The following is a 24534-nucleotide window of genomic DNA, read 5'->3' on the forward strand; positions in this document are numbered from 1 at the left end:
ACGGAAGAACAATCAGTGCTTCGAGGCCTGTCGCGCGCCATCCGGCACAAACACATAACCGTGACTGCGGACGGTTTGAATGAACCTCGGGGTGGAGGGGTCTGTTTCGAGGATCCTGCGCAACCGCCACACCTGAACATCGACGCCCCGGTCGGTATGATCGTCTTGCGGGCCGTGCAGCAACTCGAGCAAGCGCTCGCGGGTCAGTGTGCGCATGGGATGATTGACGAAGATCTTAAGCAGCGCGAATTCTCCCGCCGAAAGCGTAAGCCGGCTGTTCTCCATGTTGAGCGTATGCAACTGGAGATCCAGCGTGAACGGGCCGAATCCGACGACCGCGTGATCTTCCCGCGAAGAGGTCGAGGCAGATAGCGTTCGGCGCCGCAATACGGCCCGCATTCGGGCAAGAAGCTCGCGAGGATTGAATGGTTTGCCGATGCAGTCGTCCGCGCCCATTTCGAGTCCCACGATCCGGTCCATGTCGTCGGGCCCGGAGGCCAGAATCACGGGGACGGCGTTGCCCGCGGCGCGTAGCGTGCTCAGCGCGGCGAGGCCGTTCACGCCTTGCATGATCTGGTCGAGAACAATCAGGTCGGGCGGATTCCGTTCGATGTGCTCCCCGAGCGACTTCACTTCGTGCAAAACGGAGACCACCATGCCCTCTCGTCCAAGAAAGTCGGCCAGCGACTCAAGGAATTCGACATCGTCGTCAACGACCAGTATTTGAGTTGTCATGGTTAGGAAATTGAGCGCATAAGCCGGGACACGGGGTTGCAATAACGTTGGCTTTTCCACATGGCGGCTACCGGGTTTGCCGCGCCAGCTTTCAATGCCGTCAGAATGCTCGTGGCCCGCGAACGTTGTGCTCCAGCTTCTTTAACGGAGCGGCCTGCGGGAATCCGTCGCCGGATGGTGGGTTTTTTTGAGGGGAGAGGCCCGACGACGGCGGCAGGCCAGCGCCTTCCCCTACGTGGCGTGCAAAAAATTGGTTGGTCGCACGAAGGTCGAGCCAATAGAATCGGGTTTTCCTTATACGAGCGTGACCCGAACGCGCGTCATTGGACCAACTATGCCTTCTCCCCTTTCGCATGCTGCCGTGGCCGCGCTGCGCGCCCGCACGCCTGGCACTCAAAGCACCACGCATTTCAATCACGCGGGGGCCTCGCTGCCGTCCTCCGCCACGCTGGAGGCGATGCGCGCTCATCTGTGGCTCGAAGCCACGACGGGCCCGATGGAGGCCGGCGTGGCGGGGCGTGAGCAGACTGAGCGCGCTCGCCTGCTTGCTGCCCGACTGCTGAACGCCCGTCCGGCGGAGATCGCCCTGACGACGGGTTGCTCGCCAGGCTGGGGCGCAGCATTCGCCGCGTTGGGGCCCTGGCGACCCGGCGAACGGATCCTGGTCGCGCGTCACGAGTGGGGCGGCAATCTGGCTGCCATGCGCCTCTCGGCGCAGCGCGCAGGGGCGACGATCGAAGTCATTCCCTCCGATGCGAGCGGCGCCGTCGATCCGCAGGCGCTGGAGGCCATGCTCGATGAACGAGTGCGCCTGATCGCGCTGACCTGGCTGCCGGCGAACGGCGGGCTGATCAATCCGGCCGCGGCGATCGGGCAGGTGGCACGCCGCCACGGCATCCCCTATCTCATCGATGCCGCTCAGGCGGTTGGGCAACTTCCTGTGGATGTCGCCGACGTGGGGTGCGATGTCCTGACCGGCGCGTGCCGCAAGGCGCTGCGTGGTCCGAGAGGCACGGGCCTGCTGTACGTGCGAGAGGATTTTCTATCCCGCTTGACGCCGGCATTCGTCGACACGCGATCCGCGCCGCTGGGTGCCGACGGCGAACCCGTCTTGCGCGACGACGCGGCGCGTTTCGAGTCGGCGGAAGCGTCGTTGGCGTTGCATTGCGGATTGGCTAACGCGTTGGAAGAGGCGTTGGAGATCGGCATTGAAAATATTCGCGCTCGGATCGAAAGCGTTGCACAAGCATTGCGCGTGCAACTCGCAGGAATTCCAGGCGTGACGGTTCTGGATCAGGGCCGGGAACAGTCCGGGCTGGTGGCATTCAACATTGCGGGGCTGGAGGCGGCATCGGTGCAGCGAAAACTGGCGGAGCAGGGGGTCGTGATCGGCAGTAACGGTGTCAGCTACACGCCTTTGGATATGGAGCCCAGGGGACTTAAGCAGATCGCGCGTGCGTCGGTAAGCTATCTGACTACCGAATCGGAGATCGACACGTTGCTGGATGGCATACGAGCGCTGGCAATCTAAAAATCTAAATATGAATGCGCGATCGAATCCCGGGTTCTTTAAACTTGAAACGAGATCGGTTGTCTCGTTGCGCTCCCGGCTCACTGATTGACCGGCTGAAGTGCCGCTCTGCTTTCGGTTATAGCCAGACGGTCAGTTCATTGACACGCATGGCCTTGGCAAACAGCCAGCCCTGCCCATACTGCACACCTCTCTGTACCAGGTAATCGACCTGGACTTCATGCTCGACGCCTTCCGCCACGATTTCTACGCCCAGTTCGTGCGCCATCTCGATGATGTGAGGCGCGACGACACTGGAGGCGGCTTCTTGAGCAATGGTGTCGATAAATGACTTGTCGATTTTCAGGACGTCGACCGTAAAGGTTTGCAGATATGAAAGGCTGGAATACCCGGTCCCGAAATCGTCGATATAGACCGGGTGACCTGCCTCCCGGAATGCCGCTATTGTTTGCCGCGTTGCGTCGGCATCCATGAAGCTTCGCTCGGTTGCTTCGATTCTGACCTGAGCAGGGCGGATACCCGTTCCTTCCAGCCGGGCGGTGATAACGTCCAGGAAACGGCGCGTCCGCAGATCATCGCTGCTCACGTTGATAGAGACATAGAACGAAGGACGCGAGCGCAAGAGCTTCGACAGTTCGTCGATCGTCTTGTCCAGAACGAGGTCCGTCAACGCCTGAATAAGGCCGTTTTGCTCCGCGACCGCGACAAAGATTTCCGGCGAGATGGTGCGCCCGTTCAGGTTCCATCTGACGAGCGCTTCCACGCCCACGCATTCGCCGCTCGCGAGACGGACAATCGGCTGGAAGACCACGTCGATTCTCTTGCGTGCTATTGCCCATTCGAGCGTCGCCGCGAAGGAGAGTTGTCGCGAGATCCGCCTGAACGCAATCCAGCCAAGCACACCGCCAACGAGGACACCGATCGAAAGCCACATCATGAGCAAACCCGGCCAGTGACCCACGAGGCTGCTACGGGGAGACTTGACTACCACACCGAAGGGCCGGCTTGGCGAACGGGCCACAGCGTAGTGCCATTGTTCATTGTCCACTTGCCCAGCCAGCTTCCATGCGTTGAGCATGTCGTCGCCATTCGCACCAGGCGACATCGCGAGGATTGTATGGGTCTCGACATTGATCGCTGCGATCGGTCTCCGGGCGGGGTCAATAAGATCGACGTAGGACTGCGGATCAATCGAGACATAGTGTCCGTTGCGGCCGATCTGAATATCCTGACGCTCTTCGCTGAGGGGGTTCTTCTGCCTGTACCAGAACAGATAGCCGTCGTTGCTCCGCCAATCGGGCGGAGGCATCGTCAGATGCTGCGCTTGAACGTCGCCTAAAAGCGGTGAGCACAAGTAATGTCCGCCACCGTAAGCACCCGCGTCCTGCACGTAGCGGTAATTAAAAACCACGCGGGCAAGTCGCGCGATATGGACGGGAGAGCAGGGGCGGCCGGGGACTTCCTCCATGTCGGCGATAGCGGCGAATGCCTGATAGGTGACAAGCTCCGCGCGCATCACGGCTTTCTCGGCAAACTGCTGCAGATCTTCTTGCTCGCGACGTTCTGCGTCTTCGTCGGCGAAATAGATGCTGGTCAGTACTGGGACAACCGTCGCGATGCAACCCAGTGCGATAGAAGCAGAAATAAGCGACAGCCGCTTGATCATCTCGCGAGTTCCGTCGTGAATAGCTGTAGGGCAGACCTCGCACCACGCGTGCGGCGTGCTCAGGGTCGAACGCGTGGAAGTGCGATGCCAGCATGAAGGATAGTGTCTGGCGTCATTTTATCAATGCGTTTGATTGGTGCGCCGCACGTGCGCTGCCGGCGAATATGAACAGCCGATCTTCGACGGTAAGTGGACGTGGGTCGTTTCGTCGTCTGAGTCCGCTGCGGGTTGGCTTATGCCACATGCATTGGGCAGCGTGGTCCGGAAATTCGTCTAGGCGAGCAGCCGCAAGGCATCCGCGAGCGACAGTACGGTGGTGCGCGAATCGAATGCGGTGGAGAACAGATGTTCATGTACCACCTGATCCGGGTCGTAACAGCAATCCTTGGCCGTGTAGAGGCGGAAGTCCGCGTCGCTCGCATACGCGACGGACGACAGCACGACACCGGTCGATGCAATGCCGACCATAATCAGCGAATCGGCACCTTGTGCGAAAAGTCGTGCCTGCAGATCGGTGCCGAAGAACACGCTGGCGCGATGCGCGGTGATGACCGGTTCACTGGCCTGCTGGCGTAACTCCGGCGCGGTCCTGTCGTCGACGAAGAGGCCAAGTTGCTTGATTCCCTGGCCATTCTTGTTCAGTGGACTGACTTCCGGATAGCCCGGACTGAACCGGAGGTTGGCGAAATAGACGCTGACGCCTTTGGCCCGCGCCGCGTCGCATAGCTTGCGCGTATTGGCGAGCAAGGTCGGCGCGACCGATGGAAAGAGCCCAAGAATGTCGGTCTGGTAATGCATGACGACAAGCGCGGTTTGCGCCGGCGCGATTGCCTCCATTTACATTTCTCCTTTACAGCTAAGCATCCGAACAGAATGATTTAATCGACCGACAACCATGGAAACTAGGGGGCGGATGCCGATACGGCGCTTCCAGCCTTTTGAGGCACGCCTTTCTGGTGAGGGTCTTTGTGGTGAGGCTTTTTGTTTGTGCTAATGGCCTTTTGTTCGGCTTTTCGTTGCGTATCCTGCATCTGCTTCGTCCCGGGGGCGCGTGTCTGTGCCACGACTTCGGGAGCAAATGCGAATGCGAATGCGAATGAAACAGCAAGACTTGCGGCGACTACCAACGAAACCGCGTAACGTCCGTTCATGATTCTCTCCCAAGTCAGACGCCGGGGGGCGTGACCAAGACATTAATCTACTCCGTTGACGGCGTGACCGCGACCTGATTGAAGCGTTGCGGTCGCACCCATGCCGTCCGGTATGGGTGCATCGGGGTTCACTTGATTTCGATGCGTTCTATCGAGGTGGACCGATCCAAGCGCAACACTACTCGCCGAACGGCTTCTGCACCGTGAGCTTGCTGCCCACCGACGTCACACCCTCTACACCCTTCGCGACCTCGGCGACGGTGTTGATCAGCGACGCGTCCGGGACCGTGCCGCTGATCGTCACCGCGCCGCCTTTCGCCGTGATGCCGATGTTGCCCGCATCGATCTCCTTGTGCTTCGCGAGCGCCGCATACACCTTGCGCCGCAGCGCCCGATTCGCCTGCCGCGCGGCGGTGGCCGTCATGCCGCCAGACGCGGTAACCGCCGCGCTGGCTGTACCAGCCGATGCCCCCGCCGACGCGCCGTCCTGGGCCCATCCACTGATCGACGCCGCGGCGATCGCAACGCCGAGTGCCACCCTGAGTCCATTCATCGTTTTCATCGTTGTTCTCCGTGTCGATTTCAATTCATCAGAAGCTGTGACGCAGGCCGATCATCGTGGCCGTGGTCGACACGCCCGGGGCGACGGGCTGTCCGTACGTGATCGTCTGGTTCATCGTCCCGCGGTTCGCGACGTACCCGACCTGTGCATAGACGGTCGTGCGCTTCGACAGGCCATATTCCGCGCCCATCACGTATTCACTCGAATGGTTCGCCGAGTGGTTGCGGTCCTTCAGATAGTAGAAGCCGGACGTGACCTTGAGGAACGGGGTGAACTGATAGCCGAGACCACCCGAAATCATTTCGTAGTCCGCGAGGTTCGTGTTCGACGGATTCTTGCCGATCCCGTACGACGCCGACGCCGACGCCGATACGCCGCGGAACGTGTACTTCGCGCCGAAATAATAGAAGCGATTGTTGTCGAGCCCGGTCGGCGCGGCCGTCGCAAGGTTCGTGTCGTGAGCGTTGTAGTAGACGGCGGACAGATTGAGGCCGTAGTTCGAATATCTGAGCACCGCCGATTCGCGCGTGCCGCCCTGAATCTGGCCCGGCACGCCGCCCGGTGCGTACTCGAGTGCAACCGACGCGCCGTAGAACTTCGGCGACGGATAGACGAGCGCGTTGCTGTCGTACAGCGCACCGATCGGCACGTTCGTGTTGGTCCCGGGCCAGCCCGCCACCTGGTTCAGACCGAGCCATGCGGTCAGAATGCTGTCAACCGCCTGGGCCCTGCACGCCCGGCTTTGAACGCCGCCTCGTGTTTGCCTCTGATGACTTCGTGCATTACGATCCATGGGGACCGGTCCTTGGAATGAGACGGGTGTTTGCCTGGTAACAACCATCCTATCAATCCCTGGATCAGCCCCCTCCCTTTCTCTTCAAGCACTTACCCGCGTCTTCTCCTCCATGCAGGCTTAAGTAAGTGCCATTCCTTCTAGAACGTGTACGCCAACTTGCCGAACGCCGTGCGGCCTGGCGTGTTGTAACCGTACGCGGTGACATACTGCCGGTTAAAGAGATTCGACAGACTCGCGGACACGGTGAGATGCGAGTTGACCTTATAGGCGGCGCGCAGATCGACCCTTGTGTACGACGGCAGATAGGTCGCGTTGAACTGGTCGTCGAAGGTCGAGCCTCCGTAAAGCAGCGAGACCCCGGTGCTGAGGGCGTGAAGGTGGAACTCGTCCCACATGTGATCGACGCTCAGGCTGACCGTCTGGCGCGGACGGCGCGGAAGCCACGTCTGGTCGGTGACGTCCTGCGGATTCAGCAGGCCCACCGCGAGATTGACAGGTGTCGATTTGCCGACGGTGCCTTTGTACGACAGATCGATACCCTGGATGTGGGCCCGCCCGATGTTCACGGGCAACTTGGTCGCAGCGTTGAAAGAGATGAGGTCATGGACCCTGGTGTCATAAACCGCGGCCGTGAAGGTGCCGAAAGACGTCGAGGCGTCCAGCGCGGCCTCAACCGTGTCGCTGCGCTCGGGTAACAGGTTCGGGTTCGAGTAGCCAGGATAGTACAGATCGTTGAACGTCGGCAGGCGGAATGCGTTGCCATACGAGAGTCGCGCCGTATACACCGGCGTGATGGCATAGGCCACGGCGACATTGCCTGTATTGACCGACTGGCCCTGAACAATCTCGTGGCGGCTCGCCAGGAACACCGTCAGTGCACCGAGCGTGGCTGACTGATGAAGTGAGACAGACGAATCGTTGCGTGCCGGCACGCCCTGAGGGATATCGACCGGCAGGAACGCTAGCTCACGGCTAAAGTCGTATGCGAGCTTCGTCTCCCCAGACAGCGGCAGACCGAACAGTGTCAGCCCGCGTTCCTGATGCGTTAGCGAGGTCGAGGTGCTGAAGCGCGTCGAGTCGATCTCATCGGTCGGGATAGTCGGATCGTTCGCGTAGACGAACTGGCGGTCCGTGGCGTAGCCCACCGACTGGTCAAACTGGGTGGACGGCGTAATGTCCAGATGAAACGCGAGGCCTGTTGTCAGCTGATGATCGAGCTGCCGGTCGGCACCACCTGCATTGTCGTAAGACAGATCGGACTTGTGGTACAGGGCGAACGTGGAGAGCGACCAATTGTCGTGCGTATAGCCGAGACGCGCATCCAGATCCTGGGCATGGTACGGGTTCCGGCCATCCTCGTGGCCATAGGCGTACGGCTGGGTCGCATCGATCCCCGCGGTGTTGTAGTCGTGCAAACCGAGCGAGTAGGTCAGTCCGGACAGTGCCGAGAGCGGACCTGTGGACGGGATACTGCCCGACGTGCGGATTTGTGTATCGAAGGTCTTGTTCGAGCCGCCGCCTACGGAGACCGTGGTCTGGTTCGGCTGATTGGACGCATGGTTGGTGAACAGCTGCACGACGCCGCCCATCGCATCCGCACCGAACGACGCGGCCGCCGGGCCTGAGATGACTTCGACGCGGTCGAACGCGGAGGTCGGCAGATCTGCCCACTCGGCCACCCCGGTGGTCACGGAACCGACCCGGATACCGTCGATAAACACGGCGACCTGATTACCCGATGAGCCCCGAATGCTGACCGAGGCGGTGGACCCTGGGCCGCCGTTTTGCGAAACGGTGACACCGGGTAGCGTGGCGAGGGCTTGCGTGATACTCGGGTCGGCTGGTGACAGGCGTTCGAGGTCGGTGCGCGTCAGGACCTGAGTCGTGGCGTAGCGTTGGTCGAACGATTGCGGCAGGTGTTGGGTGTCGCCCGTGACGAGAATATTCGGCAGCGTGGTTTCGGCCGGAACCTGCTCCGACTGCGGCAACGACGCGTCGTCTGCGGCGTGTGCAACCTGCCACGCCGAGACGGTCAGGGCAGAGGTGATGATGAAATGACGGAACTTCATGATTGAACGGCAGATCCTGAGGCTGGGGCTGTCGTTGCAACGGGCGACCGCATAGGCGGTGCTTGCACATCGGGACACCCCGCCCCGGTATGGCTGCGCAGACCTCGGTTTGATGGCAGGTCTCCTGGCTCGCGGGTCAACGTCACGTGCCGACCTTCCCGGGGATCCAGTGGTCATGAGTGGCACAGACTCGCCGCTTACAGTTGCGGGGGCAGCCGCAGACTCGGAGCATGACTGCTCGTACTGCGTTCCCTTTTGATCCCGGTGACGGGAACCATCAGCGCGAAGCGTACCGATGCGTAGTGGCTGCCGTCAACCACTACGATGTTAGACCTGTGATGCTTCAGACCCTTGTTCCGCGAGCCTTTGTCGCAAAGTTCCGGCGGCTGACACCATGTTGGTCAACGCGGCTTCGGTCTCGGCCCAGCCGCGGGTTTTCAGGCCGCAGTCGGGATTGACCCACAGTCGTTCAGCGGGAATGACCTCGCATGCCCGTTCGAGCAATCGCTGCATTGCTTCGACGCTCGGGACACGCGACGAATGCGTGTCGTATACGCCGGGTCCGATTCCGTTCGGATAGGCGAACTCGCCGAAACCGTCGAGCAGTTCCATCGATGAGCGCGATGTCTCGATTGTGATGACGTCCGCATCCAGCGCGGCGATCGACGGCAGAATGTCGTTGAACTCCGAGTAACACATATGGGTGTGAATCTGCGTGGCGTCGGAGACACCGCCCGCCGCAATCCGGAATGCCCGGGTCGCCCAATCGAGGTAAGCGGACCAGTCCGTCTTACGCAGTGGCAGCCCTTCACGGAATGCCGGCTCATCGATCTGGATGATGCGGATACCGGCTTTTTCGAGGTCCACGACTTCGTCGCGAATGACCAGAGCCAATTGGAGTGCGGTAGTCGAGCGCGGCTGGTCGTCACGAACAAATGACCACTCGAGCATGGTTACCGGCCCGGTCAGCACGCCTTTCACCAGCCTATTGGTCAAAGACTGCGCGTGACAGGCCGCATCCACAATCATGGGCTCGGGCCGGTAGATGTCGCCGTAAATAATCGGCGGCTTGACGCACTGCGAACCATAATTCTGAACCCACCCGCTTTCGGTGAGCGCGCATCCCCAGAGTTTGTCCGCAAAAAACTCGACCATGTCGTTGCGTTCGACTTCGCCGTGCACCAGTACGTCGAGTCCGAGTTCTTCCTGTCTTCGAACGACGGTCGCCGTTTCGGCGCGCATACGCTCCAGGTATTCAAGTGCGCGTATCTCACCCCGCCGATAGGCGGCACGAGCTTGCCGTATCGCCGGCGTCTGCGGGAATGAACCGATTGTCGTGGTGGGCAGAAGCGGCAGCTTGAGCGAGTGATGCTGCACACGACTTCGGTCGGTGAACGGACTCTTACGGCTGGCCATCGTGTCGGTGATTGCGGCGACACGTCGCTGGACCAATACATTGAATACCGCGCCTGAGCTGCTGCGCGAGTCGAGTGCAGTATCTGCCGCTGCGAGCGCTGACTCGGCCGCTGCCGGATCGTGGAGCGCGAGCGCAATCGTGCTGAGTTCATCAAGTTTTTCGGTTGCGAAGGCAAGCCACGACCGGAGTTCGGCATCAAGCCGCTTTTCGGAAGCGAGCGTGACTGGCACGTGGACAAGCGAGCAGGACGGTGCGATCCAAAGCCGTTCGCCGCGTTCCGCATGAAGGCTCGCTAGTGAACCCGCAATGGCACCCAGATCGGCGCGCCAGACGTTGCGTCCATCGACGACGCCGGCAGATAGGACCTTGTCCGCCGGAAGCGCAGAACGCCACGCCTCCAGCTGTTGCGGAGCCCTGACCAGATCGATATGCACACCGTGAACAGGCAGTTTTGCGACGGCCGGTGCGTGATCGGCGGCGGTGTCGAAATAGGTTGCCAGCAGCACCTTGACGCCCGAATCGCCCAGCACGTTATACACGGCGGAAAACGCCTCGAGCCAATCCGCTTCGAGATCGACACAGAGCGCCGGCTCGTCCAGTTGGACCCATTCGATACCTCGCGCTTTTAGCGTGTCGAGAATGCGCAGGTAGCGGATGACCAGCTTTGGCACCAGCGTTAGCCGGTCAAAGCCTGCAACACGGCTTTTGGATAGCCACAAATAGGTGATAGGTCCAATCAACACCGGCTTGACCGCATGATCCAGTGCGAGCGCCTCGTCGATTTCCTCGAAGAACCAGTCGACGCCGCCATTGAACGTGGTGTCGGGACCGAGTTCCGGCACAAGGTAGTGATAGTTGGTATCGAACCACTTGGTCATTTCCATGGCCGGCTGCGCCTTGTTGCCCCGCGCCAGTTCGTGATACTGGGCGAGCGACAGGGTCGCCGGCTGGAAACCGAATCGCTCAGGTAACGCGCCGAGCAGGGCGGTCAGGTTCAGCATCGGGTCGTACCACGCAAAATCGCCGACTGCGACGAAATCCAGCTTCGCAGCACGCTGCAATTCCCAGTGACGGGCGCGCAGTTCCTTTCCGACCCCACGCAAATAGGCATCGTCGGATTCTCCACGCCAGAAAGATTCCTGCGCGAACTTGAGTTCGCGATGCGCGCCGATGCGCGGAAAACCGGAGATGTGAGTGCGGGCCATGCGGAATCCTTGAGTGAATGCCGCGTAGTGTGCGAGTCACGGTATGATTCATCAAGCGACATGTTTTCATCATCATATGAGCCACATTCATATCAGGATCTTTCCCCCTTCTCTGTATTGTCATGGCCATTGCGGGCGGTGCCATGCTTGAACTGCGTCATCTTCGTTCGCTCATTGCGATCTCCGAATCCGACAAGCTGGTGACCGCCGCCGAGCGGGTCAATCTCAGCCAGTCCGCGCTGTCGCATCAGATCCGCGATATGGAGGCTCACTACGAGGTGTCCCTCTTCGAGCGTACGCGTCAAGGCCTGCGTTTTACGGCTGCTGGCGAGCGGCTACTTGCCCTGGCACGGGAAACAGTGGCTGCGGTTGCCACAGCCGAGCGTGATCTCGTTCGCCTGAAGGGGGACGTGCGGGGCGAACTGCGAATCGTGCTGGAATGCCACACGTGCTTTGACTGGCTGATGCCGGTCATGGATGAATTTCGCCGACGCTGGCCGGAAGTCGAAGTCGATCTGGTCGCCGGGTTCCATGCCGACCCGATGAAACTGCTGAATGAGGGCAAAGCAGACGTGGTCATTGGCTCAAAGCCTGCCACCCGGCGTAATCTGCACATTGCGCCGCTGTTCCGGTTCGAGATACAGGTCGTGATCGCCAACGAACATCGGTTGCGCAACAAGCGGCGCATCGGTCCCGATGACCTGCAAGGCGAAACGCTGATCACCTACCCCGTGCCGGAATCGCGTATCGACCTGATTCGCGAAGTGCTGGAACCGGCGGGGATCAAACTCGAACGGCGAACCGCCGAACTGACCATCGCGATCATGCAACTGGTGGCGAGCCGCCGCGGCATTGCAGCACTGCCGAACTGGGGTGTGAAGAATTACGTCGACCACGACTACGTGCTCGCGAAGCGCGTCGGTGCCGGGGGATTGTGGAGCGAACTCTATGCCGTCGCACCCAAAGGCATTGCAGGGCGGCCGTACTTCGACGATTTTGTGAAGATCGTTCGGGACATCTGCGCGGCCCAGTTGGACAGCATCGAACTGATAGCCGGCAATCCGTGAGTGGTTGCATGTTCCCACCCAGCATGAATTGACATTCGCTGCGGGAGTGCTCGATCGGGACTCCTGTTGCATTAGCCAGGAGTTGACGCGATGAAAAAGATCCTGATCATCGGAATTGGGGCGGGTAATCCGGACTACGTGACGGTTCAGGCGATCAACGCGCTCAACCAGGTCGACGTATTCTTCGTGATGGACAAGGGCGTCGCGAAGGAGAAACTGGTCGCGCTGCGTAAGCAGATCATCGAGCGGTTTATCAGCGGCGACCGTTATCGGATCGTCGAGGCGACCAGCCCTGAACGCCGACGCGACGACTCGGACTACAAATCGACGGTCGACGAACTGAACCGCGACAAGCAACTCATATTCGAACGCCTGATTGCAGACGAGATGAGCGACGGCGAAGTCGGCGCTTTTCTGGTGTGGGGCGATCCTTCGCTTTACGACAGCACGATCCGCATCATCGAGGCCATCGCGAGCGGTGGCAGGCACGCGTTCGACTATGAGGTGATACCCGGGATCAGCAGCGTTCAGGCGCTTGCTGCGCGACACAGGATCCCGCTGAACCTGATTGGCCGGTCGATTGAAATCACCAACGGTCGCGCAATCGCCGAAGGGTTTCCGAATAATGTTGATAGTGTCGTCGTGATGCTGGACTCGCAAGATGCTTACAGGCACCTCGCGGATGAAGACCTGGACATCTACTGGGGCGCGTACGTGGGAACGCCCGACGAAATTCTCATTTCGGGAAAGCTGCGCGACGTCATGGACGATATTGAACGCGTGAGGGCAGAGGCGCGCCGCACCCACGGCTGGATGATGGACACGTATCTGCTGTGTCGGCGCGAAAGCGAATGACATGTCGCCGATAGACCGCCTGGTAGGGCGGATCGTCGATCAGTTCTGGATGAAGGACCTTGACGGGATGAACTGGAAGATGACACACGGCGCTGGTCCGGTTTGAACCAGCGCCGCACGCACCAGGCAGGTGGCACGTGCGCCTTAGGCGGAAGCGCGCAGCGTCCTGGCAGCTGCCACCATGTTGGTCAGTGCCGGAATGACTTCTTCCCACTGGCGCGTCTTCAGACCGCAGTCCGGGTTCACCCACAGGCGTTGCGCCGGAATACGTTCGGCCGCCTTCTTCATCAGTTGAACGATGTGTTCTTCGGTCGGGATGTTCGGCGAGTGAATGTCGTACACGCCTAGTCCGATTTCGTTCGGGTAGTTGAAGTTGTCGAACGCGTCCAGCAACTCCATATCCGAGCGCGAGGTCTCGATGGTGATCACGTCAGCGTCCATGTCGGCGATCGACGCGATGATGTCGTTGAACTCCGAATAGCACATATGCGTGTGGATCTGCGTCTCGTCATCCACGCCGTTTGCCGTGATACGGAAAGACTCCACAGCCCAGTCGAGGTATTCCTTCCACTGCGCCTGACGCAGCGGCAGACCTTCGCGCAAGGCGGCCTCGTCGATCTGGATCACGCGCACGCCGGCCTTCTCGAGGTCCAGCACTTCTTCGCGAATGGCCAGTGCCAGTTGGTAGCACGAGACCGAACGCGGCTGGTCGTCGCGCACAAAGGACCAGTTCAGAATCGTCACCGGGCCCGTCAACATGCCCTTCATCGGCTTGTTGGTGAGCGACTGGGCGTACTTGATCCATTCGACGGTCATGGCCTTCGGACGGCTGATGTCGCCGAACAGGATAGGCGGCTTGACGCAACGCGAACCGTACGACTGCACCCAGCCGAACTGGCTGAAAGCGTAGCCATCGAGCTGTTCGCCAAAGTATTCCACCATGTCGTTACGCTCGGCTTCGCCGTGCACCAGCACGTCCAGGCCAAGCGCTTCCTGCTCGCGCACGCTGCGCTCGATCTCGGCGCGCATCGCGGTTTTGTAACCGGCTTCGTCCAGTGCGCCGCTCTTGAACTGGCTACGCGCATGGCGAATTTCGCCAGTCTGCGGGAACGAGCCGATGGTCGTGGTCGGGTAAGCCGGCAGCTTCAACAATGCAGCCTGCTTGTCGGCGCGCGCCGGATAGACATTTTTGCGCTGACCCAGGGCCGGATTGATCTTCGCGAGGGCAGCCTTGACCGCCGGGTTGTTCACGCGCGGCGACGCACGGCGTGCGGCAATGGCGGCGCTGTTTGCTGCGAGTTCAGCCTTCACGGCGTCACGGCCCTGGTTCAGTGCGGTGGCCAGCACCTTCAGTTCGACCAGTTTCTGTAGCGCAAAGGCGAGCCAGGAGCGGACTTCCGCATCCAGCTTCTGCTCGCTGTCGAGATCCACCGGCACATGCAGCAGCGAGCACGACGGTGCGATCCAGAGGCGGTCGCCCAGTTGCTTTGCGACTGGCTCGAGCCAATCGAGTACGCCGGCGAGGTCCGTCTTCCAGATGTTGCGGCCGTTAATCACGCCCAGCGACAGCACGCGGTCCTGGGGCAATTGGCTGATTACCGCTTCGATTTCGGCGCGGGCATTGACAGCATCCAGATGCAGGCCCTGCACCGGCAGTTTGCAAGGCAGCGACAGGTTGTCGAGCAACTGGCCGAAGTACGTAGCAAGCAACAGCTTGACCTTGCCGTTCGCCAGTGCCTCGTAGGCGCTCACGTACGCTTGCTGCCATTCAGCCGACAGTTCGGTGACGAGGATAGGCTCGTCGATCTGAACCCATTCGACGCCTTGCGCCGCGAGCGTGGCCAGCAGTTCCGCGTAGGCCGGCAGCAGGGCCAGCTTGTCGGAGTCGTCCTTGGCCTTACCGAGCGCAAGATAGGTCACAGGGCCGACGATCACCGGCTTGACCTTGACGCCTTGTGCTTTCGCTTCAGCCAGTTGTTCCAGCAGGCGCGACGGATCGAGCTTGAATTCGGTGCTAGCGCTGAATTCAGGGACGATGTAGTGATAGTTGGTATCGAACCACTTGGTCATCTCGCCAGCAGCGACGCCGCTGCAGCACGCGCTGTGGTCCTCGGCACCTTTTGCCGAGCGGCCGCGGGCGACGCGGAAGTAGTTGTCGAGGGCGTCGCCATGGAAGCCGTGCACGCGTTCCGGCAGGTTGCCCAGCGTGAAGCTCATGTCCAGTACCTGGTCGTAGAAGGCGAAGTCGCCCACCGCAGCCAGACCCAGATCCGCCTGGTGTGTCCAGTGACGCTGGCGCAGTTGAGCACCCAGCGCTTTCAGTTCGCCGAGCGAGGACTCGCCTTTCCAGTAGGACTCGAGTGCGAATTTCAGTTCGCGCTTCGCGCCGATACGGGGAAAGCCCAGATTGTGTGTCGTTGCCATCGTTTCGCCTTGATTCGGTCAGTTGCGGATGTGTGAATCGGGATGCGTGGATCGTATAGAATGACATCCATGAAGTAAAATGGTGCTAATTCAACGAACCATTAGTTTTACTCATATATTATTGGGTCGCAGCGCATGCTTGAAAGAACTCATCTGGCCATCGTCCAGGCGGTGGACAAACACGGATCCCTCACCGCTGCGGCGGAAATCCTGTGTGTGACGCAGTCGGCGCTCAGCCACACCATGAAAAAGCTGGAGCAGCAACTGGGTGCCGACATCTGGCTGCGCGAGGGGCGCAGCCTGCGATTGACCCAGGCCGGTCAATACCTGCTTGCCGTGGCGAATCGTGTGCTGCCGCAACTGGCGCTTGCCGAAGAACGACTGGGCCAGTACGCGCAGGGCGAGCGTGGCTCGCTTCGCATCGGGATGGAATGCCATCCCTGCTACCAGTGGTTGCTCAAGGTGGTCTCGCCCTATCTCGCGCGCTGGCCCGACGTCGATGTCGACGTCAAACAGAAGTTCCAGTTTGGAGGGATCGGCGCGTTGTTCGGCTATGAGATCGATCTGCTAGTGACGCCAGATCCGCTCTATAAGCCGGGCTTACGCTTTGAACCGGTGTTCGACTACGAGCAGGTGCTGGTGGTGAACCGTGAGCACGTGCTTGCCGGAGCTGAGTATGTAAAGCCGGACCAGTTGACGCGGGAAGTGTTGATTACCTATCCGGTGGAGACCGACAGGCTCGATATCTACAATCAGTTCCTGATGCCAGCCGGTGTCACGCCACGGCGCCACAAGGCGATCGAGACCACCGACATCATGTTGCAGATGGTGGCAAGCGGCAGGGGCGTAGCGGCATTGCCTCGCTGGCTGGTGGAAGAATACGCCGACACGATGAACATCGTCCCGGTACGCCTGGGGCGAAAAGGCATCGCCAAGCAGATCTTCCTGGGTGCCCGCGAGACAGACACGGAAATTGACTACCTCAAGGCCTTTGTCGATCTAGCGCGCAAACCGGAAGTGGCACTGACTGAACAACGGGAAACACCATGACACAGCACCTCGAACGCAAACCGCTCGCGCTGCCCAACGGACAGCACCGCCGATGCAGCACGCAGACTAGCCAACTTCGCCGACACGCGGATCACCGAAGATGAGAAGGCAAGCTGCCCCACCGGAAGTGACAGGTAGATTTGCAGCGAGGAGCGACCGTTCGCACCGGTCGAGTGTGGGGTCGCAGTGGGTCGAACGGGGACGGTCGTCGTCCGTCTCAGTTCGTTAAGGGTTATTCGATGCCTGCCTTCGGCCATGAAAAGACAGTTGCTGATGCCAGGCGGAGCGGCCGCTTTGCAACTGCTCGCGTACATGCGGGCTGTTTTGGTCGCGCAACCAGCACAATGACCCCATTACGCATCGTCGTTTCACGTATGGCGCGTATGCTACGATGGTTCGGGCCAAACTCCTGACTTCGCAGAGAGGGTTCTATGGATTCGAAAGAGCAGGGCATTGTGTGGCGCGATCGCCTGCACGTCGATCGTAATGCCAGCGAACCCCAGAATCCTCTGCCGGCGGTCTGCGACGTATCGGTGACGAACCTGTGCAACGCTGCATGCGACTTCTGCGGGTTCTCGCGCGACAAGCACCTGGCAGGCCCGCGTCGCTATCTGGAGCCTGACGAGTTTGCGCGTGCGCTGCCGATCCTGCGTAGACGCCGGATTCGCTACATGACGTTCCAAGGGGGCGAGCCGCTGGTTCACCCGGAGATCGAATCGCTCGTGGCCTTGGCCACGCAAGCCGGCATGCACTGCGGCCTGATCACAAACGGCTGGTTCCTCCCCCGACATATCGAGCAGCTGGCAGCAGCTGGCCTCAAGCGTCTCCTTATCTCAATCGATAGCGCGGACATGAGCGAGCACGAGCTTAATCGCGGCCTGCACGGCCTTGAGGCTCGTATCGTTGAGGGCATTGCTCGGGCTCACGCCTTCGGCATCCCGGTCTGTGCGTCGGTCACCGTGAGCCGTCTGGTCCGTTATGACGCACTACCGGAGACGCTCGCGCGGCTTGGCTTCGATGCCGTCACGTTTTCTTATCCGAGGCGCGAGCCGTTCGGTTCCACATCGCTTGTCTACGATGAAAAATCGGCGCTCGTCGACCTGAGTCGTGACGAACTGCTTGACGCGTTGGGCGAAATCGCGAACCTCAAAAAGCGCTTTCGTGTGATGGACCCGAGCGCAGCGCTCACTGAGGTCGCCCGGTTCGTGCGTGGCGAAGAACAACTGATTCCATGTATCGGCGGCAGCAAGTATTTTTATATCGACTGGAACCTCGATGTCTGGCGTTGCGAGGCCTGGTCGGAGCCGATGGGCTCGGTCTTCGACTTCGATCGCATACCCGATCAACGGGAGCCCTGCAATGCCTGCATGATGGCGTGTTACCGTCATGCCAGCGTTCTGATGCACGGTGCCATTGCCGCGACTGACTCGGTGTACGCTCTGGGCCGGGGCGACTTTCGGGTTGCCGTCAGTTCGTTGTTCCAGCGCAGCGTCGCGTATTCGTTGTGGGCACTTTCGATCGAAGAGTTACCTCGACTGGCGCTTACCTCGCTCGCAGGACGGATCGGCCGACGCCCTTCGCTCCGGCAGGATTTATAAGCTCGATCTGACGCAGAGAAGCCCGCTCGCGGAAATATATCTGCTGGTCCCCGCTAGTGCGCCCCCTTGTGCTTACCTAAAATCTGCAAGCTCGGGAAATAGTGCCGTTCGCCATTAACGGAAGGTCTCATGTTCGCAGGCAAACGGACCTTCACACGACGATTCTGGGCGTCGGCAATGGGTCGGGAATGTGAGTTGGAGACGGAGGAAGCTGCCGCCCGGCCGCTCGATGATGCCACCGTCGGCAATCCGTCTCGCTGCCGGCGTAGAACTGGGTCCTCTCCAACGTCGGCATTGGCCGAACTCGAGTCGTTGCGCGCACAACTGCCGCTACCCGCTCGTCGGCCAGAGCGGTCATCTGCCCCGGATCTCAGCTCCGCTCGACGAATTACGGCATTTCGAAGTCGACCCTGAACGGCGTGTCGCGCCTTTGCCGGAAGCGTTCGCGTACGTAAAAGTCCGAATCTTGACGGCGCCCCAACCACGGCGCGTACAGGATACCCACCAGGCCGCCGAGCGTGTGCGGCACGACGCCGTAATGCGTCAGATGCAGGAACGGCGGCACAGCCGAGACGAACCAGACTGCCCACATCGAGCCGACGAAGAGCACGAGGAGCGTTGCGCGCCACTTGGGCTGCGCGAATGCGCATGAGGAATTCGAAGCCGGATCGCCCCATCTCGGCACCACTGCCTCCAAGTGGTGCATCCTGTGCACACTATCGATGCCGCTACCGCTTCCGATGCCCTATCGGTCTGGAGGGCAGACGGCGGGGCAGTTCGCGTCGGACGCCGGCTCGCATTGGCCCTGACCGCTGGCGTTTGCGTGCTGGCACGGTTTTCGCATTATGCATAATGAATTCTGAATTATGCATTCAATCTTCGCGCGCTATACCGACATGCGTTTGTGCAGCCGCCGGGCGTGTGATTCGCCCCCGGGCCCGATGAACTATCCATTCGACGACGATGCCGATGACCTCATTCACCACACCTATACCGCCCAGGACTGCAGCAGTTTCGATCAACACGCTTCCACCCGCGGCCCGTCTGCTGGTGCTGAATCTCGGCCATGCGTTCGAGTCTGACGACGGCACGCGTGTACCGATCTTCTCGGCTCTAGACTTCAGCGTCGGCAGAAGCGAAATCGTGTCGATTGTCGGGCGCAGCGGCGCCGGCAAAAGCACCTTGTTCAACCTGATTTCCGGCCTGCTGGCGCCGCAGGCCGGGCGCATCAGCATCGGCGCGCGGGCCGACGGCACGCCCGGCCGCATTGCCTACATGTTGCAGAAGGACCTGCTGCTTCCGTGGCGCACGGTGCTCGAAAACGCGCTGCTCGGCATCGAATTGTTCCGTAAGGTCACGCGCGAAGACATCGATCGGGCCATGCAAATGCTCTCGCGCTATGGCCTCGGCAGCGTCGCGCAGGCTTATCCGCACTCGCTGTCCGGTGGCATGCGCCAGCGCGTCGCGCTGACGCGCACCTTGCTCGTCGAGCCGACCCTCGTGCTGCTCGACGAACCGTTCTCGGCGCTCGACTATGAAACCCGCCTCGCACTGGAAGACGACGTGATGGCGCTGCGCCTGAACAGCGGCACCAGCGTCGTGCTGGTGACGCACGACATCGAAGAGGCCATCGCGATGAGCGATCGCGTGATCATTCTCGGCGGCCGGCCTGCTCGGATCGAACAGGCCCTCGACATCAAGCTGACCGTCGAAGGCACACGCAACGCGATAACCGCTCGCGAGGCGCCTGAATTCCGTACCTGGCACGCGCAGATCTGGGGTGCGTTGCGAGGCCATAGCACTGAACACGCAGGACTTGCAGCATGAGCGAAGCCATCATTTCGACGACCTCCGTCCAGCGGCGCCCGGCGCGGCGCGGTTCGCGCAACCTGGGCAGCGCGGGAGCCGTCACGGCGATCATGATCGCGCTGATCGCGATCTGGCAAATCGCGGCCTCGCGCGGCTGGATCAACGGCCAGCTGTTCGGTTCGCCCGTGGGTGTTTACACAACCGCCCGTATCGGGCTCCTTCATGGCACCGTCATTTCGGATACCTTAGCGACGCTTTACGAAACCGTTTTTGGTCTCGTGATCGGCAGCGGGCTGGGGATCGGGCTGGGTCTGCTGCTGTGGTTCCTGCCGCGGGTGTCGGGCATAGTCGAAGGGTTGTCGGTGATTCTCAACAGTATCCCGAAGATCGCGCTCGGCCCGTTGATCGTGATCTGGTTCGGGTCCGATATGGCGTCGAAGATCTGGCTAGCCGCCATTTCCACCTTCGCGGTCGCGATGATTTCATCCTGCGCGGCGGCCCGTGAAGTGGACCGCGACCTGCTCAACCTGTTCCGCTCGTTCAATGCGAAGCCGGCGATGATCTTCCGCAAGCTGATCGTGCCGGGAGCATTGCCGTGGATCTTCTCCACGCTGCGCGTGAACATCGGCTTCGCCATGATCGGCGCGGTGGTCGGGGAATACATTGCGTCGCAGGCCGGCCTCGGCCACGAAGTGTTTGTCGCAGGTTCGCTGTTTGACCTCAACACAGTCTGGTTCGGCATCATCGTTCTCACGTTGATGGCGGCCATCCTCACCTGGATTGTTCAGTACGCGGAAAAAAGGATCATCACGTGGAAATCGAAACGATGAAGTTTCTGCAGGCATGCTGCGCCGTGGCGTTTTCGGCCAGCTTCGGTTTGCAAGGGGCGGCGGCGGCCACGCCGGAGAAGGTCACGGTCTATCAGGCGTTCCAGTCGATTCAGTATCTGCCGCTCTACGTGGCAATCGACAAGGGCATCTTCGCGAAACACGGCCTTGACATAACAAAGGTGACTGCCGGTGGAGGCGCGGCCGGCGTGGCCGCAGTGATCGGCGGCCACGCGGACTTCTCGCTGCAGGACCCGATGACCGCGGTGCTCGCGAACCTCAAGGGGGCGTCGCTCGTCAACGTCGCGAATGTGGTTGCCGGCGTGCCGGTGTGGATCATTGCGCCTGACAATCCGGCGCTCAGGAGCGCTCCTGATTTGTCAGGAAAGAGCATATCCGTTGCGCTTCCGCCGTCGACCAGCACCTATCTGCTGCAACGACTGATCAAGCAGGAGAAGATCGCCGACGTGAAGGTCAACACGGTGCAGATCGGCACTGAACTGTCGCCCGTGATGGCCGGCCGCGCTGAGGCAGCCGCGCTCTATGAGCCGCAAGTCGAGGAAGGCATCGCGTCCGGCTACAGAGTCGTCTATGCGTTCCCGAAGACCTATCCCGGCGGCTATGCGTTCTCCTCGTTCGATACGCTTGCTGGCACGATCAGGGCAAAGCCGCAGATGGTCGCGGAATTCGTGAAGGCGATCGGCGAGGCCGAAGCGATGATCCAGTCGTCGCCGGATACGGCTAAGGCTGTTGCCGAGGCGGAGTTTCCTACGCTTTCGAAAGTCGTTATTGCCGCCGCGGTTGACCGCATGATCGGCCAGAAGATCTATGCGACGACGCCGGAAATCTCCGCGCAGGCTTTCCAGAATGCACTCGAATTGCAGGAATACATCGGCAACATCAAGCCGGACACTGTGACCTACGCGAGCGCCGTCGATAATTCGTTCGCACGCGGGGCGGCCGGCAAATAGCAGTCGCCAGGTCCGGCATCCGCGTGCATCGATGCCAACGGCAAATCGCAGCCCCGTGTTCGCCGCCCCGGTAACGGTCGGCTCGCGGCGAACGGTCACGTACTATTCAAAAACAAACGATCATCATGAACAGTGAAAACCAGTCATGCGTGTCTGCCATCATTGCAAGCCGCGGCGACGCCGATGCGAGCCGAGCGCGGCTCGCACAAGCCAGCGCGCGCGCGGATGAGCTCGAGCCGCAGTTAAAGGCGTTCCGTTTCCGGCCCAATCACTACGACCTCGACGGTGCCGCCGGCAAGCCGCTCGCTGGTTTGCCGATCGCGCTCAAGGATCTGATCTCCACAGCCGACATGCCGACAGCGTACGGTTCACGCATCTACGCGGAATTCACGCCGGCTGAAGACGCGGAGATCGTGACGCGGATCCGCGAGTACGGCGGCATTGTGTTCGGCAAGACTGTGACCACCGAATTCGCATGGCGTGAACCGGGGCCGACCGTCAACCCATGGCATTCGGAACATACGCCCGGCGGTTCGTCGAGCGGTTCGGCCGCGGCAGTCGGCGCCGGCATCGTGCCGCTCGCGCTCGGCACGCAAACCGTCGGATCCGTAATCCGGCCTGCGGCTTTCTGCGGCGTCATCGGCTACAAGCCAACCTACGGCCGTGTTTCATGCGCAGGGGTCCATCCGTGCGCGCCGTCGCTTGACCATATCGGCTTCTTTGCCAACACGGTGGACGACGTGGCGCTGGCCCACGCTTTGTTCGTCGAGTCGAAACCTGAGGCAATTGCGTCACAGGAAGCCTGGAGCCGCTATTTTGAGCCGCGCCGGCCGCACAAGCTTGGCGTGGTGCGCACCTCGATGTGGAATCTGCCCGACAGCGAGCAGAAGGCCAATTTCGAAGCCTCGCTTGAGCGCCTGAGCGCGGCCGGTATGACACTGGTTGAACTCGACCTCCACGTGGACCTGCCAGTGCTCCTCGATGCGCTCCAGACCATCCTGCAGGTCGAGGCGCTAAAGGGTATCGGCCCGCTGATAGACAAACACCCGGATAAGGTCAGCGAACGCATGAAGGCGCTTACCGCCGCCGGCGCCGCAGTGCCGGCAGCGCGCTATCAGGAAGCTCTGGCGTTGCAGGCTGAACTGCGCGCCGCATCAGCGGTGTTTCTCGGCGGCTGCGATGCGGTAGCGATGGTGCCTGCGACCGGCGAAGCGCCGCTCGGGCTCGATGACACCGGCGACGCGACTTTCTGTGCGCCGTGGAGTTTGCTCGGCATGCCGGCGGTCACGATTCCATCTGGCAGATCGGCGAAAGGCCTGCCGCTGGGATTTCAATTGGCGGGCGATCGCGGCGCAGATCTCTCGATGCTGCAGATTGCGGCGTGGGTCAAGGCTGCATTGCCAGCGTTTCGCTAACCTCGTCCGGTCGCGTGCCGCCGATCCTGCCAACCGGCGCGGGTCGGCGCCACGCGGTTCATGAGAGTCAGATCAGGGCAAAAGAGACGTGAAAAAAGAGCTTTTCCGTAAGATGCCGTGCAGTCCGCACTCAACAAGCACATCGGATTAGCGTGAGAGGGTAAGCATTGGCCAGACACTTCAAGACTGCCCAGCAATACGTGCTCAGCACATTACGTGCGGAGATTCTGAAAGGGCTGCCCCCCAATACGCATCTTCGGCAAGAGGAAGTTGCCGCGCGCCTGAACGTGAGCACGACTCCCGTGCACGAAGCGTTTCGCGATCTGCGCGCTGAAGGTCTGGTGTCGATCGATCCGAACAAGGGTGTATTGACGCGCGGACTCACCGCAACCGACGTCGCCGAAATCTACGGACTGCGGATGGTGCTCGAGCCGATGCTCGCGAAAAAGGCGTGCGAGCACATCACCGCGTCACAACTCGAGACAGCCGCGAGCTGTCATGAAACGATGGGTGCGACCGCCTCGCCGGAAACATGGGCGGTCCTCAACGAGGAGTTCCACGAACATCTCGTCGTAAGCCAGGCGGAGACCCGGCTGTTCGCGATGGTCGGAGCACTCTCGGTCGTTGCCCGACCCTATGTTGAACTTGCAATGCATGTGCAGCAGGACATCATGGGCAACAACAGCGCCGAGCATGCCGGATTGCTGGCGGCGTACCGGAGCCGGGACGCGGAGGCGGTCTATGCGCAGACCCGCTCCCATCTCGAGAACACGCTGGCAGCCGTGGTCCAGTGCGTTGGCCAGCGGCCGCAGGCGGCGGTCACCGAGGCGCAAGCCTGAGCCCGCGGCAAGAATGTCCGTTGTCCAGGCGGAGGAGACTTTCGAGTGATCGTATGACAGCACTGGCCGACGTCCGAAGATGGCCGCGTGCTGCCGGCTGCATCGGGCTCGTGCCGACCCCGAGCCGCCTTTCGGACTCGCGACACCGCAACGGCCGCTTCGGAGGCGCAACCTGTCGTCTGTTGTATGGCGATGCCCCGAAGCACCCGGCGGATCGTCTAAACTGCAGAATCGACGAACAGGCCATTCCCGCTCGGCTACCCCGCCATGGCGCACATCTTCTTCGCTGCTTCGATTCAACGGCATATCGCAACGCCCGAGCGCGAGATCGACGCGCACACGCTCGGCGAAGCACTGGAGGCCGTCTTCGCCGCGCAACCTCGGCTGCGCGGCTACATCCTTGACGATCAGGGCTCACTGCGAAGGCATCTCGCCGTATTTGTCGACGGCCGGCCGGTGCGCGACCGACAACATCTGTCCGATGCGCTCGGCGAGGAAAGCCGGGTTTACGTCATACAGGCGTTGTCGGGCGGATAAGAAGGTTCCA

The 24534-nt window shown here is 61.0% G+C and carries 19 protein-coding genes, 1 pseudogene and 1 riboswitch; of the genes and pseudogenes, 11 read left to right on the forward strand and 9 right to left on the reverse strand.

The window, feature by feature from the left end; genetic code table 11:
* Positions 1 to 12: 12 nt before the first annotated feature.
* Positions 13 to 735 (reverse strand): response regulator, encoded by a 723-nt coding sequence (locus B0G76_RS18920; RefSeq protein WP_120293939.1) that lies wholly within the window; start codon positions 733 to 735, stop codon positions 13 to 15.
* A gap of 334 nt (positions 736 to 1069) precedes the next feature.
* Between B0G76_RS18920 and B0G76_RS18925 the strand changes: the two genes are divergently transcribed.
* A complete protein-coding gene (locus B0G76_RS18925; protein ID WP_120293940.1) occupies positions 1070 to 2266 on the forward strand; it encodes an aminotransferase class V-fold PLP-dependent enzyme in 1197 nt (398 codons plus the stop codon).
* A gap of 118 nt (positions 2267 to 2384) precedes the next feature.
* Here B0G76_RS18925 and B0G76_RS18930 read toward each other — a convergent pair whose 3' ends face one another.
* The 6 genes and pseudogenes from B0G76_RS18930 to metE (B0G76_RS18955) form a co-directional block, all read right to left on the reverse strand.
* Positions 2385 to 3932 carry an EAL domain-containing protein gene (locus tag B0G76_RS18930; RefSeq protein WP_120293941.1) on the reverse strand — a complete coding sequence of 516 codons (1548 nt, stop codon included), beginning with the start codon at positions 3930 to 3932 and terminating at the stop codon, positions 2385 to 2387.
* Positions 3933 to 4205: 273 nt separating this feature from the next.
* Positions 4206 to 4769: an isochorismatase family cysteine hydrolase gene (locus B0G76_RS18935; protein ID WP_120293942.1), complete on the reverse strand. Its 564-nt coding sequence runs from the start codon at positions 4767 to 4769 to the stop codon at positions 4206 to 4208.
* A 492-nt stretch (positions 4770 to 5261) separates the two neighbouring features.
* A complete protein-coding gene (locus B0G76_RS18940) occupies positions 5262 to 5645 on the reverse strand; it encodes a BON domain-containing protein (protein WP_120293943.1) in 384 nt (127 codons plus the stop codon).
* Between the two features lie 28 nt (positions 5646 to 5673).
* Positions 5674 to 6372 (reverse strand): annotated as a pseudogene (locus B0G76_RS18945) (porin); the annotation flags it as partial.
* Between the two features lie 206 nt (positions 6373 to 6578).
* Positions 6579 to 8510 carry a TonB-dependent receptor domain-containing protein gene (locus tag B0G76_RS18950; protein ID WP_120293944.1) on the reverse strand — a complete coding sequence of 644 codons (1932 nt, stop codon included), beginning with the start codon at positions 8508 to 8510 and terminating at the stop codon, positions 6579 to 6581.
* A gap of 96 nt (positions 8511 to 8606) precedes the next feature.
* Positions 8607 to 8804: riboswitch (cobalamin riboswitch) on the reverse strand.
* A gap of 33 nt (positions 8805 to 8837) precedes the next feature.
* Entirely contained in the window at positions 8838 to 11132 is a 2295-nt protein-coding gene (gene metE / locus B0G76_RS18955; protein ID WP_120293945.1) for a 5-methyltetrahydropteroyltriglutamate--homocysteine S-methyltransferase, read from the reverse strand.
* Positions 11133 to 11275: 143 nt separating this feature from the next.
* On the opposite strand from metE (B0G76_RS18955), the gene B0G76_RS18960 reads away from it, so the two are divergent.
* Positions 11276 to 12199: a LysR family transcriptional regulator gene (locus tag B0G76_RS18960; protein WP_120296534.1), complete on the forward strand. Its 924-nt coding sequence runs from the start codon at positions 11276 to 11278 to the stop codon at positions 12197 to 12199.
* A 90-nt stretch (positions 12200 to 12289) separates the two neighbouring features.
* Positions 12290 to 13054 (forward strand): precorrin-6A synthase (deacetylating), encoded by a 765-nt coding sequence (cobF, locus tag B0G76_RS18965; RefSeq protein WP_120293946.1) that lies wholly within the window; start codon positions 12290 to 12292, stop codon positions 13052 to 13054.
* Positions 13055 to 13198: 144 nt separating this feature from the next.
* Here cobF and metE (B0G76_RS18970) read toward each other — a convergent pair whose 3' ends face one another.
* On the reverse strand, positions 13199 to 15478 hold the full coding sequence (gene metE, locus B0G76_RS18970) for a 5-methyltetrahydropteroyltriglutamate--homocysteine S-methyltransferase (RefSeq protein WP_120293947.1): 2280 nt from the start codon (positions 15476 to 15478) through the stop codon (positions 13199 to 13201).
* A 135-nt stretch (positions 15479 to 15613) separates the two neighbouring features.
* On the opposite strand from metE (B0G76_RS18970), the gene B0G76_RS18975 reads away from it, so the two are divergent.
* Together B0G76_RS18975 and B0G76_RS18980 are read left to right on the forward strand one after the other, a co-directional pair.
* Complete coding sequence (locus B0G76_RS18975) at positions 15614 to 16528, forward strand: LysR family transcriptional regulator (protein ID WP_120293948.1); 915 nt, start codon at positions 15614 to 15616, stop codon at positions 16526 to 16528.
* A 431-nt stretch (positions 16529 to 16959) separates the two neighbouring features.
* Complete coding sequence (locus B0G76_RS18980; RefSeq protein WP_120293949.1) at positions 16960 to 18126, forward strand: radical SAM protein; 1167 nt, start codon at positions 16960 to 16962, stop codon at positions 18124 to 18126.
* Between the two features lie 388 nt (positions 18127 to 18514).
* Here the strand turns inward: B0G76_RS18980 and B0G76_RS18985 are convergent, their stop codons facing one another.
* On the reverse strand, positions 18515 to 18811 hold the full coding sequence (locus B0G76_RS18985) for a hypothetical protein (protein ID WP_147394064.1): 297 nt from the start codon (positions 18809 to 18811) through the stop codon (positions 18515 to 18517).
* Positions 18812 to 19095: 284 nt separating this feature from the next.
* On the opposite strand from B0G76_RS18985, the gene B0G76_RS18990 reads away from it, so the two are divergent.
* The 6 genes from B0G76_RS18990 (at position 19096) to B0G76_RS19015 (ending at position 24524) form a co-directional block, all read left to right on the forward strand.
* On the forward strand, positions 19096 to 19953 hold the full coding sequence (locus B0G76_RS18990; RefSeq protein ID WP_120293951.1) for an ABC transporter ATP-binding protein: 858 nt from the start codon (positions 19096 to 19098) through the stop codon (positions 19951 to 19953).
* A 92-nt stretch (positions 19954 to 20045) separates the two neighbouring features.
* A complete protein-coding gene (locus B0G76_RS18995) occupies positions 20046 to 20765 on the forward strand; it encodes an ABC transporter permease (protein WP_259460631.1) in 720 nt (239 codons plus the stop codon).
* Positions 20747 to 21733 (forward strand): ABC transporter substrate-binding protein, encoded by a 987-nt coding sequence (locus tag B0G76_RS19000; RefSeq protein WP_259460632.1) that lies wholly within the window; start codon positions 20747 to 20749, stop codon positions 21731 to 21733. Before B0G76_RS18995 ends, B0G76_RS19000 begins: the two co-directional genes overlap by 19 nt.
* A gap of 125 nt (positions 21734 to 21858) precedes the next feature.
* A complete protein-coding gene (locus tag B0G76_RS19005) occupies positions 21859 to 23148 on the forward strand; it encodes an amidase (RefSeq protein ID WP_120293953.1) in 1290 nt (429 codons plus the stop codon).
* 167 nt (positions 23149 to 23315) lie between these two features.
* A complete protein-coding gene (locus tag B0G76_RS19010) occupies positions 23316 to 23987 on the forward strand; it encodes a GntR family transcriptional regulator (protein WP_120293954.1) in 672 nt (223 codons plus the stop codon).
* 267 nt (positions 23988 to 24254) lie between these two features.
* Positions 24255 to 24524, forward strand: coding sequence for a MoaD/ThiS family protein (locus B0G76_RS19015; RefSeq protein WP_120293955.1), 270 nt, complete (start codon positions 24255 to 24257; stop codon positions 24522 to 24524).
* The last annotated feature ends 10 nt before the right edge of the window (positions 24525 to 24534 follow it).

Source organism: Paraburkholderia sp. BL23I1N1 (assembly GCF_003610295.1).
GTDB lineage: Bacteria > Pseudomonadota > Gammaproteobacteria > Burkholderiales > Burkholderiaceae > Paraburkholderia.